This is a genomic window from Lutibacter flavus (assembly GCF_900188355.1).
In the GTDB taxonomy this organism is placed as follows: domain Bacteria; phylum Bacteroidota; class Bacteroidia; order Flavobacteriales; family Flavobacteriaceae; genus Lutibacter; species Lutibacter flavus.
Map to the genome: position 1 here is coordinate 326,825 of NZ_FZNX01000004.1, position 15,803 is coordinate 342,627.

At 33.5% G+C, this 15,803-nt stretch carries 11 protein-coding genes; all 11 read left to right on the forward strand.

The annotated features are described in order from the left end of the window. The first annotated feature begins 86 nt into the window (after window positions 1-86). Complete coding sequence (locus CHB63_RS12605) at window positions 87-1,649, forward strand: alpha-N-arabinofuranosidase (RefSeq protein WP_089378955.1); 1,563 nt, start codon at window positions 87-89, stop codon at window positions 1,647-1,649. Window positions 1,650-1,717: 68 nt separating this feature from the next. After that, complete coding sequence (locus CHB63_RS12610; RefSeq protein ID WP_245856962.1) at window positions 1,718-3,277, forward strand: arabinan endo-1,5-alpha-L-arabinosidase; 1,560 nt, start codon at window positions 1,718-1,720, stop codon at window positions 3,275-3,277. A gap of 55 nt (window positions 3,278-3,332) precedes the next feature. Then, on the forward strand, window positions 3,333-4,325 hold the full coding sequence (locus CHB63_RS12615) for a glycoside hydrolase family 43 protein (protein ID WP_217898414.1): 993 nt from the start codon (window positions 3,333-3,335) through the stop codon (window positions 4,323-4,325). A 19-nt stretch (window positions 4,326-4,344) separates the two neighbouring features. Next, entirely contained in the window at window positions 4,345-5,340 is a 996-nt protein-coding gene (locus CHB63_RS12620) for an arabinan endo-1,5-alpha-L-arabinosidase (RefSeq protein ID WP_089378830.1), read from the forward strand. Between the two features lie 2 nt (window positions 5,341-5,342). After that, window positions 5,343-7,316 carry a glycoside hydrolase family 127 protein gene (locus CHB63_RS12625; RefSeq protein ID WP_089378956.1) on the forward strand — a complete coding sequence of 658 codons (1,974 nt, stop codon included), beginning with the start codon at window positions 5,343-5,345 and terminating at the stop codon, window positions 7,314-7,316. A 66-nt stretch (window positions 7,317-7,382) separates the two neighbouring features. Beyond that, window positions 7,383-8,723, forward strand: coding sequence for an MFS transporter (locus CHB63_RS12630; RefSeq protein WP_089378831.1), 1,341 nt, complete (start codon window positions 7,383-7,385; stop codon window positions 8,721-8,723). A gap of 1 nt (window position 8,724) precedes the next feature. After that, window positions 8,725-9,675, forward strand: coding sequence for a glycoside hydrolase family 43 protein (locus CHB63_RS12635; RefSeq protein ID WP_089378832.1), 951 nt, complete (start codon window positions 8,725-8,727; stop codon window positions 9,673-9,675). An 11-nt stretch (window positions 9,676-9,686) separates the two neighbouring features. Further along, a complete protein-coding gene (locus tag CHB63_RS12640; RefSeq protein ID WP_089378833.1) occupies window positions 9,687-11,720 on the forward strand; it encodes an alpha-L-arabinofuranosidase C-terminal domain-containing protein in 2,034 nt (677 codons plus the stop codon). A gap of 155 nt (window positions 11,721-11,875) precedes the next feature. Beyond that, window positions 11,876-13,570, forward strand: a complete 1,695-nt coding sequence (locus CHB63_RS12645) for a ribulokinase (protein WP_089378957.1) — start codon at window positions 11,876-11,878, stop codon at window positions 13,568-13,570. Beyond that, window positions 13,554-14,255, forward strand: a complete 702-nt coding sequence (locus CHB63_RS12650; protein WP_089378834.1) for an L-ribulose-5-phosphate 4-epimerase — start codon at window positions 13,554-13,556, stop codon at window positions 14,253-14,255. Before CHB63_RS12645 ends, CHB63_RS12650 begins: the two co-directional genes overlap by 17 nt. Window positions 14,256-14,277: 22 nt before the next feature. Continuing rightward, complete coding sequence (araA, locus tag CHB63_RS12655; protein ID WP_089378835.1) at window positions 14,278-15,786, forward strand: L-arabinose isomerase; 1,509 nt, start codon at window positions 14,278-14,280, stop codon at window positions 15,784-15,786. Window positions 15,787-15,803: the final 17 nt, after the last annotated feature.

The window sequence follows — 15,803 nt, forward strand, 5'->3', positions numbered from 1 at the left end:
AAAATTTAATTTGAATTTGTTAGATTGAGTTAATTTTTTATATGGCAAGTTTTATAACTTGCCATATAATTTTAAAAGCAAATAGTATGATAAAAATAAAGAGAATAATTTCAAATTCTTTAGCTATTTTTTTAATTGGAACACTTAGTGTTTTTTCACAAAATAATGCGACTACAGTTACAATTAATAGTGATGATAACGCACCCATAATTAGCAAACATATATATGGCCATTTTGCTGAGCATTTAGGACGTTGTATTTATGAAGGCCTTTACGTTGGTGAGGAAAACAAAATTATTCCAAATACCGATGGAGTTAGAAATGATATAATTGAAGCGCTTAAAGAATTGGGGATTCCTAATTTAAGATGGCCAGGCGGTTGTTTTGCGGACACCTATCATTGGAAAGATGGTGTTGGACCAAAGGAAGATAGACCAACAATTGTAAACCTTTGGTGGGGTGGAACCACAGAAGATAATAGCTTTGGGACACATAATTTTTTAAATTTATGTGAAAGCTTAGGAGCTGAACCTTACTTATCAGGTAATGTTGGAAGTGGAACTGTCCAAGAACTAGCAGATTGGGTGCAATATACAAATCACGGACAAATAAGTCCTATGGCTGATTGGAGAAGAGAGAACGGAAGAGAAGAACCTTGGAATGTAAAATATTGGGGTATCGGAAATGAAGCTTGGGGCTGTGGTGGTAATATGACCGCAGAATATTATGCTGATGTATATAGAAAATATGCCACATTTATGTCTAGTTGGTCTAACGATAATAAAATTGTTAGAATTGCATCAGGTGCTTCAAGTGAAGATTATAATTGGACGGAAGTTTTAATGAAAAATGTTCCTTATCACTTAATGGAAGCAGTTGCTTTGCATCATTATGCTGTAATTGATTGGACAGTAAAAGGACCTTCAAAAGATTTTAATGAAGAAATTTATTTTAAATCAATGAAAGAGGCAACCAAAATGGAAGAATTAGTTACTAAACATTCTGCGATTATGGATAAGTATGATCCTGAAGAAAAAGTTGCACTTTTTGTTGATGAATGGGGTGGCTGGTATGATACAGAACCAGAAATAGCAAATGGAGTATTATTTCAACAAAATACAATGAGAGATGCTATGATTGCGGCAACAACATTAAATACTTTTAACAATCATGCACGCAGAGTTAAAATGGCTAACGTTGCTCAGGTAGTAAATGTGTTACAGGCAGTTATTTTAACGGATAAAGAAAAAATGATTTTAACGCCAACATATCATGTAATGAAAATGTACAAAGTTCATCATGATGCACAGTTGTTACCAACATCATTTGAAAATGTAGATTATTCTTTAGGTGAAGAAAAAATCCCTGCATTGTCCGTTTCTACGTCAAAAGATAAAGATGGTCTAATCCATATTTCTTTAGCGAATATTGATTCTAAAAAGGAAAATACAGTTGAAATAAATATTGAAAACTTAGGAATTAAAAAAATTACAGGAACAATTCTAAGTTCATCAAAATTACAAGATCATAATACTTTTCAGAATCCAACTAAAGTTCAGCCTGCTGATTTTAAAGATTTTAAAGTTAAAAAGGGAATTCTTACAGTAAAAATCCCAGCATTTTCTGTAATTGTTTTAGAAGGTAAATAATAGTTAGATTTTTTATGAAAAACTTGAACAAATATTTAAAACTAATATCAATTTCTATATTTTATTTATTGATACTATCAATAAGTAGTTGTTCAGGTGATGATAATTTAGAACCTACCCCAAATCCGGATCCAGATCCAATTGTTGTTGTTCCAGAAACTTTTCCTGGACCGGATTATGCAGATGATTATACACCAATTGCCTCTTGGAACGACCGTTCAAAATGGAATTTGGCGAATGTACATGACCCAACAGTGGCAAAAGATGGAGACTATTATTATATGTACCAAACGGATGCTTCCTATGGAAATGCCCACGATGGACATGGGCATTTTCCATACAGAAGATCTAAAGATTTAGTGAATTGGGATTATATGGGAGCTGCTTTTCAAGCTGCACCTGCTTGGGTAAAAGATTCTTTAAATAATAAACGAGCTAGAATGAATCCGGCTTTACCTCCAATAGAAAACCCGGACTATGGTTTTTGGGCTCCTTATATTCAAAAAGTAGGGAATAAATTTAGATTGTATTATAGCATTGTAGTAACAAATCCCATTGTTGGAACAGACACAAATACCTCTTGGAGTGAACGTGCCTTTATAGGTTTGGCAGAATCAGATGATTTAGCTTCAAATATATGGGAAGATAAAGGAATGGTGGTTTGTTCTGAACCTGACGGGCTGGAAACGTATACAAGAACTGGAGGAAACGATTGGAGCGGTTATTTTAAATTTAATGCAATAGATCCTAGTATGGTTATTACACCAGAGGGAGAACATTGGTTAGTGTATGGTTCCTGGCATTCAGGAATTGCTGCTTTAAAATTAAATCCCGAAACTGGTAAGCCCTATAAATTAGAGACTATTGAAGATTATGGAATTAAAATAGCAAAAAGAGGTAATAGTCGTTGGCAAGCATCTGAAGGTCCGGAAATTATTTATAATGAAGATACAGGATACTACTATTTGTTTTTAGCATATGATGAGTTATCTGTTGCCTATAACACAAGAGTTGTGCGTTCCTCAAATATTACAGGTCCTTACTTTGGAATAGACGGTGGTAATGTTACAGAAGGTGCCGAAAGTTGGCCTATGGTAACACATCCTTATTCATTTAACAATCATACAGGTTGGGTTGGATTTGCACACTGTTCAGTATTTCAAAATCCTGATACTAAAGAGTGGTTTTATGCTTCACAAGCTAGATTACCTGAAAATGTATCTGGAATTAATGTTTCAAATGCTGTTATGATGGGGCATGTTAGAAGTATTCAATGGACGGATGATGGATGGCCAGTAGTAGCTCCGGAAAGATATGCTGCTGTTCCAAAAACTGATATTTTAGAGGCTTCAATGGTTGGTACTTGGGAGCAAATTACAATGGATTACCAATATAAAGTAATCCAAAAATCTGTGAATGTATCTTTAACAAGCAATAATAAATTTAGCGGTGGCGGTGTTACTGGAACTTGGTCTTTCGATAGCGTAAACGAAATTATCACTATAAATGGAAATCAATTTAATGTTTCCGATGCATGGGATTGGGAAGCTTCTCCTAGAAAAACAACAAAAACTTATTCAGGATTTACACCAACTGGTCGTCCTGTTTGGGCAAAGAAATTATATTAAAATTATCTTCTTTCGATTGATTCTTTAAACGAAGAAGAATTATAAAATAAAAATGATGAAACATATTTTTTTATTCATAGTGTCTATGCTACTTTTTGCGGCTTGCAATTCTAAAAAAGCTGAAGAGGTTTCGGTTTCAGAACAACCTGCAAAAGTTGAAAAGCCGTTAAAAATAAATAACCCAATAATTAAAGATAAATTCACAGCAGATGCTGCTGCAATTGTTTCTAATGATAAAGTGTATTTGTATGCTGGTCATGATGAGGCTCCAAACGATTTCGATTTTTATAAAATGAATGAATGGTTGGTGTATTCATCATCTGATATGGTTAATTGGGAAGAGCATCCAGTTCCGTTAAAAACATCTGATTTTTCTTGGGCATCAGGTGATGCATGGGCTGCACAAGTAATTGAACGAAATGGTAAATTTTATTGGTATGTAACAGTTTCACATGCTACTATTGAAGGTAAAGCAATTGGTGTTGCGGTTGCCGATAGTCCAATAGGACCTTTTAAAGATGCTCTAGGGAAAGCCATAATTACCAATGATATGACAACACATACTGATATTAGTTGGGATGATATTGATCCGTCTGTAATTATTGATGACGATGGTCAGGCTTATTTATTTTGGGGCAATACAGTATGTCATTATGCGAAGTTAAAAGAGAACATGATTGAGTTGGATGGACCAATAGAAACTATTGAATTGCCAAACTTTACAGAAGCACCTTGGATACATAAAAGAGGAGAATGGTACTATTTATCTTATGCGTATCAATTTCCTGAAAAAATAGCCTATGTGATGAGCAAATCTATACACGGGCCTTGGGAATTTAAAGGTATTTTAAATGAAGTTGCTGGAAATAGCAACACAAACCATCAGGCAATTATTGAGTTTAAAGGACAACCTTACTTTTTTTATCATAATGGTAGTATTCAACCAAATGGAGGAAGTTTTAGACGTTCAGTTTGTATAGATAAGCTGCATTACAATGAAGATGGAACAATGCAGCGAATTGTGATGACTTCAGAAGGAATTCAGTAAAAATTTAAAAATAATACTAATGAAAATCAATTCAAAATTTATTAAAACCATATTTTTTTTATTAGCAATTTTTGTGGTTTCAGTTTCTTGTGCTCAAGAAAGACCAATTACTCACGATCCTGTAGTTGCTAAACAAGGAGATACATTTTATCTATTTTGCACCGGACCAGGAATTACAAGTTTTACTTCTAAAGATTTAAAAACTTGGACACAGGCGGCTCCTGTTTTTGCAGAATCACCTGAATGGGCTTTAGATGTAGCACCAGGTTTTAATGGACATATATGGGCTCCGGATATTACGCTTCATAAGGGGACTTATTATTTGTATTATTCAGTGTCAGCTTTTGGTAAAAACACCTCTGCAATTGGATTAGTAACCAATTCAACTTTAAACCCAGAAGAGGAAAATTACAAATGGGAAGATCAAGGGATTGTCATTCAATCGGTACCAAACAGAGATTTATGGAATGCAATAGACCCAAATTTAATTTTTGATGAAAACGAAATACCATGGTTAGCATTTGGCTCGTTTTGGAGCGGATTAAAAATGGTAAAATTGAATGACAACTTAAAAGAAGTTGCACAACCAGAAGAATGGACAACCATAGCAAGGCGAGACAGAGAAAGCGGTTTAGAAGATTCAGATCCAGGTAACGCAGCTCTAGAAGGTCCTTTTATCTTTAAAAAGGGTGACTATTATTATCAGTTTTTATCTTGGGATTATTGTTGTCGTGGAGAAAAAAGCACTTACAAATTAGTGGTTGGTCGCTCAAAATCTGTTACTGGACCATATGTTGATAAAGACGGAAAAGAACTTAATAAAGGTGGTGGATCTATAGTGATTGAAGGTAACAAAAACTGGTATGGTGTTGGTCATAATAGCGTGTTCACTTTTGATGGTAAAGATTATACATTTATGCACGGATATGATGCTAGTGATAATGGAAAACCGAAATTGATTGTAAAGGAAATGTCTTGGGTAGATGGATGGCCAATAGTAAAACCAATGGATTAAATATGAAATTATCAAAAAACATACTAATTATAGCATTTTCACTTTTACTGTTTAATTGTAAAACAGATAAGAAGGAAAAGGTTGAAGTAGAAGAAACAAAAACAGGATATCCTATTGCATCAGTGAATATTCAACATGTGAAATTGACAGATGAATTTTGGCTGCCAATTATAAAAAGAGTTCAGGAAAAAACTATTGATTATGCAATTAACAAATGTGAAGAAGAAGGACGTTTTGATAATTTCCTGATTGCAGGAAAAAAGTTAGAAGGTACTGTGAAAGGTGCAATGCCTTTTGATGATACAGATGTGTATAAAATAATTGAAGGAGCTTCAAATTCTTTAATAAGTGCACCTAATAAACCACTTGAAAAATTATTAGATTCTTTAATTAATATTGTTAAAATTGGTCAGGAAAGTGATGGTTATTTAACAACTTGGAGAACTATTAATCCTGCCAAACCACCTGCTCCTTGGGTAAAAGTTGATGAAGGAAAAAAATGGGAGTCATTATTTATGAGTCATGAGCTTTACAATGCGGGTCATTTATATGAGGCTGCGACGGTTCATTTTGAAGCAACTGGAAAGAAAAACTTTTTAAATGTAGCATTGAAAAATGCAGATTTAATGGTAAAAACTTTTGGTGATGGAGAAGGTAAAATTCAGGCAGTTCCTGGGCATCAAATTATAGAATCTGGATTGATAAAATTATATCAAATTACAAAAAAAGAGGACTACTTAAACTTAGCAAAATACTTTTTAGACAATCGTGGGAATCCAGAAAATCATGAATTATTCGGTCCTTATTCCCAAGATCACATTCCAGTTACAGAACAAGACGAAGTTGTAGGTCACTCTGTGCGTGCAGTATATATGTATGCTGCAATGACCGATATAGCTGCTATAAAAAAGGATACAGCCTATAAAAAAGCAGTTTTAAATCTATGGGAAAATATGGTGAACAAAAAAATGTATATCACCGGTGGTATTGGAGCAAGACATGATGGTGAAGCTTTTGGAGAAAATTATGAATTACCAAATCTAACTGCTTATAATGAAACCTGCGCATCTATTGGAGATGTGTATTGGAATCACAGACTTCATAATTTATCTGGAGATGTAAAATATTTTGATGTAATTGAAAGAACGCTCTATAATGGATTAATTTCTGGTTTGTCATTAGATGGCCAACAATTCTTTTATCCAAATGCTCTAGAGTCTGATGGTGTTTATAAGTCTAATAGAGGATCTTGCACTCGTCAATCTTGGTTTGATTGTTCTTGTTGTCCAACAAATGTTATAAGGTTTATCCCTTCAATTCCTGGTTTGATTTATTCTAAAACTAACGATGAAATTTATGTGAATTTATATGCTTCAAATGAAGCGTCAATTGCATTGAAAAATAACAACATTCAAATTACACAAAACACAAATTACCCTTGGGATGGAAAAGTTTCTGTAACCATACATCCTGAAACTGAAACGAATTTTAGCATAAAATTACGAGTACCTGGCTGGGCAAGAAATGAAGTTCTTTCGGGCGATTTGTACAGCTATCTAAAACCTTCAAAAAAAATAATAAATGTAACAGTTAATGGAGAAAAAGTTGCTGTTCAAGAAAACGAAGGTTATGTTACTATCACGAGAAATTGGGAAAAAAACGATCAAATTGAATTGGATTTTCCTATGAAAGTAAAAGAAGTAATTACCAATTCAAAAGTACTAGAAAATAAAAATAAAATTGCTTTAGAAGTTGGTCCAATTGTTTATGCTATTGAAGAAATTGACAATCCAGAAAATTTCTACAACATTAGAATTGATAAAAATGAAGTTTTTGAAGTTAAAAAAGAAAATAATCTTTTAGAAGGAGTAAATACAATTCAAACAAAAAATATGACAGCAATACCATATTACGCGTGGTCCAATAGAGGTATTGGCAAAATGAAAGTTTGGATTAAAGAAAAAGAGAAAAATTAAACTAATTAATAACAGAAGTGATTGACGCTTAACTGTTGAATATTTAAAATATTTAGAAAATAATTTATGAAATCTAACAATCAAAAGTTAAGCATACTTGAAAAAATAGGATATGGATCAGGAGATGCAGCAGTGAACGTCGTTATTTCTTCAATGTTCCTAATTATTACGTTTTTCTATACCGATGTTTATGGTTTAAAACCCACAGACATGGCATTAATGTTTCTTTTGGTAAGGCTAATTGATGCGATCTCCGATCCGCTTATGGGACTTATTACCGATAAATTCACAACAAGATGGGGACGCTACAGACACTATTTTCTGTACCTATCAGTGCCTTTTGGTATCTCAGTTTTTTTGACATTTACAACTCCGGGATTTGATTATGCTGGTAAATTGATTTATGCTTATGTCACGTATATTTTTGTAACCCTTATGTTTACTTCGGTTACAATTCCATACATATCCTTAATAGGTGTATTGACAAGTGATCCAAAAGAACGATTATCTGCAAACGGTTATCGACTTTTCTTTGCAAAAATAGCAGCCTTTCTTGTTTCAATCGTAGTTCCTATTATGGCAGAAACTTTAGGTAAAAATGATTTAGCCAGAGGTTACCAGTTAGCAATGGGATTAATGGCACTTTTGGGAACACTTCTCTTCTTATTTAGTTTCTTTACAACAAAAGAACGAGTTGAACATGTAGTAGATAAAAAACCGCTATCAGAACAATTTAAATTATTGATTAAAAATGGTCAATGGACTCTTTTATTCGGCGTTTGTTTTACAGGAACAGTAGGTTATGTAATTCGTGGTTCTGTAGCTATTTTCTATGCAAAGTATTTTCTTGGAGGTGATGCTAGCGTGCAGTCTACTTTCATGGCAACTGGTGTTACTGCTGCAATTTTAGCAATGCCAGTATCTACATATATTACTAAACGCTATTGTAAAGTAAAACTCTTTAAATACACACAGCTTGCAGTTGGAGCTATTAGTTTAGTGATGTTCTTTGCCATTAAACCGGGTGATATGGTTTTAGCTTATGTATTATATTTTATACTATCCTTTGTGGTTGATTTACATGCACCAGTATTCTGGTCAGCGATTGCAGAAGCCGTAGATTACGGTCACGCAGAATCTGGCAAACGAGTTTCAGGATTATCATTTGGAGGAATTTCTTTCGCTCAAAAAGCTGGAATGGGAGTAGCTGGAGCAGCAGTTGGATATTTGTTAGACTTTTTTGAATATATTCCAGATGGTGTGCAAAGCGAAACAACATTGCTTGGTCTTGCACTTATGCTAACTATTATTCCTGGTGTATTTCATGTAATTATGGGTTTACTAATGTTCCGCTATAAAATTACCGATGAATACTATGAAACCATTAAAACTAAATTGAATATATAAAATGGAAAAAACAGCAACAAATAAGCCTATTGTTGAACAACGTGCTGATCCGTTTATTTATAAACACACTGACGGTTATTATTATTTTACGGGTTCAGTGCCATCATACGATGTTATTGAGCTTAGAAGAGCTAAGTCGATAAATGAATTGCAAGAAGCCGAAACATTTAATGTTTGGCATAAACACAAAACGGGACCAATGAGTCAGCATATTTGGGCACCAGAAATTCATTATTTAGATGGAAAATGGTACGTTTATTTTGCGGCAAGTGAAGTTGATGATATCTGGAAATTAAGACCATACGTAATTGAATGTAAAGGTCAAGATCCTTTAAAAGATGAATGGATTGAACTAGGACAAATGCAACCAGCAGATGGTGATAACAAAACATTCATTGATTTTTCATTAGATGGAACAGTTTTCGAAAATAATGGAAAAAGATATTTCTGTTGGGCTGAAAAAACAGGCGGACAGTTTGCTGCCTCAAATTTATATTTAGCTGAAATGGAATCGCCAATTAAGCTAAAGACAGCTCAATTTATGTTAACAACACCTGATTATGATTGGGAAAGAATTGATTTTTGGGTAAATGAAGGTCCTGCAGTTATAAAAAATAAAGGTAAAATATATATTACATTTTCTGCAAGTGCTACCGGTGCTTGTTATTGCATGGGTATGATGGAAGCAGATTCAGTATCTGATTTATTAAACAGAAACTCTTGGAAAAAATCGAGATACCCTGTATTGGAGACGGATTATGAAAAGAGAATATTCGGACCAGGGCATAACAGCTTTACTGTTGCAGAAGATGGAGAAACGCCATTAAGCATTTATCATGCTAGAGACTATGACGAAATTGTGGGTGATCCTTTATACGATCCAAATAGACATGCAAGAGTTATGGAAGTGAAATTTGATGATATCGGAAAACCAATATTTGAATTTTATTAAAAGTTAATGAGATGAAACAATCGTTTTTAAAATACACTCTTTTAGTTGCTATAACAGTTGGTAGTTTATTCAGTTGTAATGAAAAAGGTGAAAAAGAAACTTTTTCTAAAACTACTGCATCTTCTAAAGAAACAACCAATTTAGTAGTTGATTTTAAAGATACTGGGATTAAAATACAGCCAACTATGTATGGTGTCTTTTTTGAAGATATCAATTTTGCAGCTGATGGTGGATTGTATGCTGAAATGATTAAGAACCGCTCATTTGAATTTACAAATCCCTTTATGGGATGGCTTCAGCCTAATAGCAACAAGCATTCATTCAATTTAAAATCTGGCATTGCTTCTGCAATTAAATATGTAGGAAATCCAAGTAATAGAAATTATTGCAGAGTTAAAATTAATAGCGATAAAGGATATGCTTTAATAAATGAGGGATTTCGTGGAATGGGAATTCATAAAGATGCTAAATACAATTTTTACATAGCCGCATTAAAAAGAAGTGGAGATATTAAAAAAATAAGCATTCAATTTATTGATAAAGAAGGAGTTGTTTTAGGTGAAACTAATATTGTTCCAACTTCAACAGATTGGAAAAATTATACAGCACAACTTATAGCTTCAAAAACAGAAGAAAAAGCACAACTTAAAATCACTTTTGAAGGAACTGGGGAAATTGATTTAGATATGATTTCTTTATTTCCAGTAGATACCTGGAAAGGAAGAAAAAAAGGTCTTCGTAAAGATTTGGTACAATTATTAGAAGATATGGATCCAGGTTTTTTGCGTTTTCCGGGTGGTTGTATTGTTGAAGGTAGAACTTTAGCACGTCGTTACCAATGGAAAAAAACAGTGGGCCCAGTTATAGATAGAGAGATTTTAGTGAACAGATGGAATACCGAGTTTGCTCACAAACCAGCACCAGATTACTACCAAAGTTTTGGATTAGGTTTTTTTGAATATTTCCAACTTTCAGAAGATTTAGGAGCAGAGCCATTGCCAATTTTAAGTTGTGGTATTGCTTGTCAGTTTAACACAGGAGAATTAGTTCCAATGGAAGAGTTGGCTCCTTATGTACAAGATGCATTAGATTTAATTGAATTTGCAAATGGTTCAATTAATACTCCTTGGGGTAAAGTTAGAAACGAAATGGGGCACCCAGAAAAGTTCAATTTAAAATATATTGGAGTTGGTAATGAGCAATGGGGACCAGCTTATATTGAAAGATATAAAGTTTTTGAAAAAGCAATTAAAGCTAAATATCCAGAAATAATTATTGTCTCGGGAAGCGGACCTTTCCCTGATGGAGATTATTTTGAATATGGAATGGAGGAATTGAAAAAATTAAATGCTGAAATTATTGATGAGCATTATTATAGAAGTCCAGAATGGTTTAGAGAAAATGCAAATAGATATGATAGTTACAATAGAAACGGACCAAAAATATTTGCAGGTGAATATGCAGCTCACCCAAAAGAAGTAGAAGATGGTCCGAAGGAAAACAATTGGGAAGCAGCGCTTTCTGAAGCTGCTTTTATGACTGGTTTAGAGCGTAATGCAGAGGTTGTACAATTAACATCGTATGCACCTTTAATGGCTCATATTGATGCCTTTCAATGGGCTCCAGATATGATTTGGTTTAACAATTTGCAATCCTATGGAACGGCAAATTATCAGGTTCAAAAAATGTATGCAACCAATAAAGGAACTGATTTGCTTTCTATAACTAAAGACGGTAAACCTTTAACAGGTCAGGAAAATTTATATGCAACAGCAGCGAAAGATGCAGATAAAAAAGAGGTGATTATTAAATTGGTAAATACATCAAATAATTCTCAAAATGTAATTGTTAATTTATCTGATAAAAGATTGAATTCAAAAGGAACAATTACAATTTTAACTAGTGAAAAATTGGTAGATGAAAACTCTTTTATAGCACCAAATAAGATAAGCCCAAAAGAAACTGAGTTTGAATTAAAAGGAAGTAGAGCAGAGGTAAACTTACAACCAAATTCTTTCACTATTTTGAAATATAATGTGAGGTAACCATTTTTGAGAGAAAAAAGGTTAAACAGTGTATAAAGCAACTAAAATTTAATTATTGATGAATTAATACTAACATTTGAACAAATTTAACAAGTGTTTTATTTACACTTGTTAAAAAATATGTTATATTTGTATCAGTGTATAAAGAAAATGAAATGAAAAATTATGTAATTGGATTAGATTATGGTTCAGATTCTGTTAGAGCAGTTCTTATTGATACTGAAACAGGACAGGAATTAGCATCAAATGTTCACTATTATCAAAGATGGAAAAATAATGAATACTGCAATGCAGCTATAAATCAATTCCGTCAACATCCATTAGATCATATTGAGGGACTAGAGAATACCATAAAATCAGTTGTAAAAAATGGAAAAGTAAATCCAGAGCTCATAAAAGGAATTTGTATTGATACTACTGGTTCTTCTCCAATTCCTGTAACTGAAGATGGAACTCCATTGGCTTTAGTAAAAGGTTTTGAAAACAACCCGAATGCCATGATGGTTTTATGGAAAGACCATACTGCAATTGGTGAAGCCAATGAAATAAATGAATTGGCATCAAATTGGGGAGGTGAAGATTTTACCAAATATGAAGGAGGAATTTATTCATCGGAATGGTTTTGGGCAAAAATATTACACGTTATAAGAGAAGATGAAGTAGTTAAAAATGCAGCTTTTACTTGGTTAGAGCACTGTGATTTAATGACTTATCTTTTAATAGATAATAAAGATTTAAAAACTTTTAAAAGAAGTAGATGCGCAGCAGGGCATAAGGCAATGTGGCACGAAGACTGGAATGGGTTACCACCAGAAGAATTTTTACGTCAATTAGACCCATATTTAGCAAAACTTCGGGGAAACTTATATGATGAAACTTATACTTCAGATGTTGTTGCTGGAAATTTAAGCACTGAATGGGCGAAAAAACTTGGATTAAGCACTAACACAGTTATTTCTGTTGGTACTTTTGATGCGCATTCTGGAGCGGTTGGGGCTAAAATAGATAATAACACATTGGTTCGCGTTATGGGAACTTCAACTTGTGATATTATTGTTTCTCCTAAAGAAGTTATTGGAACTAAAACTGTTAGAGGTATTTGCGGTCAGGTTGATGGTTCTGTTATTCCAGGGTTAGTTGGTTTAGAAGCTGGTCAGTCTGCTTTTGGTGATTTATTGGCCTGGTTTAAAGGAGTTTTGGATTGGCCGATTGAGAATTTGGTATTGAATTCTCAAATTTTAACTGAATCACAAAAAAAACAATTAAAAGAAGAAATTGATTCAAATTTAATAAAAATATTGAGTGAGCAAGCTGAAAAAATTCCCTTGTCAGAAAGTATTCCAACAGCTTTAGATTGGATAAACGGACGAAGAACTCCAGATGCTAATCAGGAATTAAAAGCAGCAATGTCTAATTTATCTTTAGGGACAAAAGCACCACATATTTTTAAAGCTTTGGTAAATGCAATCTGTTTTGGTTCTAAAAAAATAGTGGATAGGTTTGAAGAGGAAGGAGTAAAAATAGACAGTGTAATTGGAATTGGTGGTGTGGCTAGAAAATCAGGTTTTATTATGCAAACGTTAGCAAATGTTTTAAATAAACCTATTAAAGTTGCAGAATCTGATCAGGCTCCAGCTTTGGGTGCAGCTATTTATGCAGCAGTTGCAGCAGGTATTTATCCAAATGTAATTGAGGCTAGTAAAAAAATGGGAAGTGATTTTGAAGCTGAATATTTCCCTGAGCCAGCTAAAATTGAAGCCTACAAAGATTTGATGCAGTCTTATACAGAACTAAGTTCATTTATAGAAAATAATTCACTTAAAAAGTTAGCCCATGAGTTCCAAATATAAAGCCTTAAAACAAGAGTGTTATGAAGCCAATATGGAGCTAAATGCTTTGGGATTGGTAATTTACACTTTTGGAAATGTGAGCGCAGTTGATAGAGAAAATGGTGTTTTTGCAATAAAACCAAGTGGAGTTCCATACGAAGTTTTAAAGCCAGAAGATATGGTGGTTTTGGATTTTGATAACAATATAATTGAAGGAACAATGCGACCATCATCCGATACAAAAACCCATGCATATTTATATAAAAACTGGGATGATATTGGAGGTATTGCACATACGCATGCAATGTATTCAGTTTCTTGGGCACAGTCTCAATTAGATATTCCAATTTTTGGAACTACACATGCAGATCATTTAACAACAGATATTCCTTGCGCGCCTCCCATGAGTGATGAGTTGATAAAAGGAAATTACGAGCACAATACAGGAATTCAAATATTGGACTGTTTTAATAATAAAAATCTTTCTCATAAAGAAGTAGAAATGGTGTTGATAGGAAATCACGGTCCGTTTACTTGGGGAAAAGATGCTGCAAAAGCGGTTTATAATAGTAAAGTATTGGAAACGGTTGCACAAATGGCCTATTTAACATTGCAAATAAACTCAAATGCACCTCGATTAAAGGATTCATTAATAAAAAAACATTACGAACGTAAACACGGAAAGAATTCGTATTACGGTCAATAATAAATTTAAATAGTTATTTCAAATGATTGATATATCTCAAAAAGAAATTTGGTTTGTAACAGGAAGCCAACATTTATACGGAAACGAAACGTTAAAACAAGTTGCAGAAAATTCTCAACAAATTGTAAAAGGATTTAATGCTTCTAAACACATTCCAGTAAAAATAATTTTTAAACCAACAGTAACTACTCCAGATCAAATTTTAAATGTTTGTCAGGCAGCAAATGCTAAAAAAAACTGTATTGGGATAATTGCGTGGATGCATACTTTCTCACCTGCAAAAATGTGGATTGGTGGTTTAAGAATTTTGAATAAACCTTTATGTCATCTGCATACGCAGTTCAATGCTGAAATTCCTTGGGAGACAATTAATATGGATTTTATGAATCTGAATCAATCTGCTCATGGAGATAGAGAATTTGGTTTTATTATGTCTAGAATGCGTAAAAAACGCAAAGTAGTTGTTGGTCACTGGCAAGAAGAACGTGTTCAGAAAAAATTAGGAATTTGGTCTAGAGTTGTATTAGGCTGGGATGAATTACAGCATTTAAAAGTTGCCAGAATTGGTGATAATATGCGTGAAGTAGCCGTAACGGAAGGTGACAAAGTGGAAGCTCAAATTCGTTTTGGTTTTACTGTAAATGGATACGATTCGTCTGATGTTGTAAAACACATCAACAAAGTTTCTGAAGGTGATTTAAATGATTTATTAGCTATTTATGAAACTTCTTATCAATTAACTCCATCCATTAAAAAAGGTGGAGCGCAAAGAGATTCTTTGGTTGAATCGGCCAGAATTGAGCTAGGATTAAGAGCATTTTTAGAAGAAGGTGGCTTCATGGCATTTACGGATACTTTTGAAAATTTAGGAGAATTAAAACAATTACCTGGTTTAGCTGTTCAACGCTTGATGGCCGATGGTTATGGTTTTGGTGGTGAAGGAGACTGGAAAACAGCTGCAATGGTTAGAGCCATGAAAGTAATGAACTATGGCTTAGAAGGTGGTACTTCTTTTATGGAAGATTATACATATCATTTTACACCTCAAAAATCATATGTTTTAGGTTCTCATATGTTAGAAATTTGTTCATCAATTGCTGAAGGAAAACCGACTTGTGAAGTACATCCTTTGGGAATTGGAGGAAAGGAAGATCCTGCAAGATTGGTATTTAATGTTGCTGCTGGAAATGCTATCAATGCTTCTTTAGTTGATATGGGAAATAGATTTAGATTAATTGTAAACGAAGTTGAAGCAGTAAAACCAATGGGCGATTTACCAAAATTGCCGGTAGCGAGAGTTTTATGGGACGCAAAACCAAATTTAGAAGTGGCGGCAACGGCTTGGATTTTAGCCGGAGGTGCTCATCATACAGTATATAGCCAAGTGGTAACAACTGAATATATGGAAGATTTTGCCGATATTGCAGGTATTGAATTATTAGTAATTGACGATAAAACTACAGTAAGAGAATTTAAAGATAAAATTAATTCAAATGAAGCTTATTACCATATGTTTCAGCACGGTCTATAATTAACTAACTAAAACCA

Coding starts and splice junctions, on each gene's coding strand:
- CHB63_RS12650 (WP_089378834.1), top strand. CDS start 13,554: ATGAGTTCCAAATATAAAGCCTTAAAACAAGAGTGTTATGAAGCCAAT.
- CHB63_RS12635 (WP_089378832.1), top strand. CDS start 8,725: ATGGAAAAAACAGCAACAAATAAGCCTATTGTTGAACAACGTGCTGAT.
- CHB63_RS12615 (WP_217898414.1), top strand. CDS start 3,333: ATGAAACATATTTTTTTATTCATAGTGTCTATGCTACTTTTTGCGGCT.
- CHB63_RS12620 (WP_089378830.1), top strand. CDS start 4,345: ATGAAAATCAATTCAAAATTTATTAAAACCATATTTTTTTTATTAGCA.
- CHB63_RS12605 (WP_089378955.1), top strand. CDS start 87: ATGATAAAAATAAAGAGAATAATTTCAAATTCTTTAGCTATTTTTTTA.
- CHB63_RS12645 (WP_089378957.1), top strand. CDS start 11,876: ATGAAAAATTATGTAATTGGATTAGATTATGGTTCAGATTCTGTTAGA.
- CHB63_RS12625 (WP_089378956.1), top strand. CDS start 5,343: ATGAAATTATCAAAAAACATACTAATTATAGCATTTTCACTTTTACTG.
- CHB63_RS12640 (WP_089378833.1), top strand. CDS start 9,687: ATGAAACAATCGTTTTTAAAATACACTCTTTTAGTTGCTATAACAGTT.
- araA (WP_089378835.1), top strand. CDS start 14,278: ATGATTGATATATCTCAAAAAGAAATTTGGTTTGTAACAGGAAGCCAA.
- CHB63_RS12630 (WP_089378831.1), top strand. CDS start 7,383: ATGAAATCTAACAATCAAAAGTTAAGCATACTTGAAAAAATAGGATAT.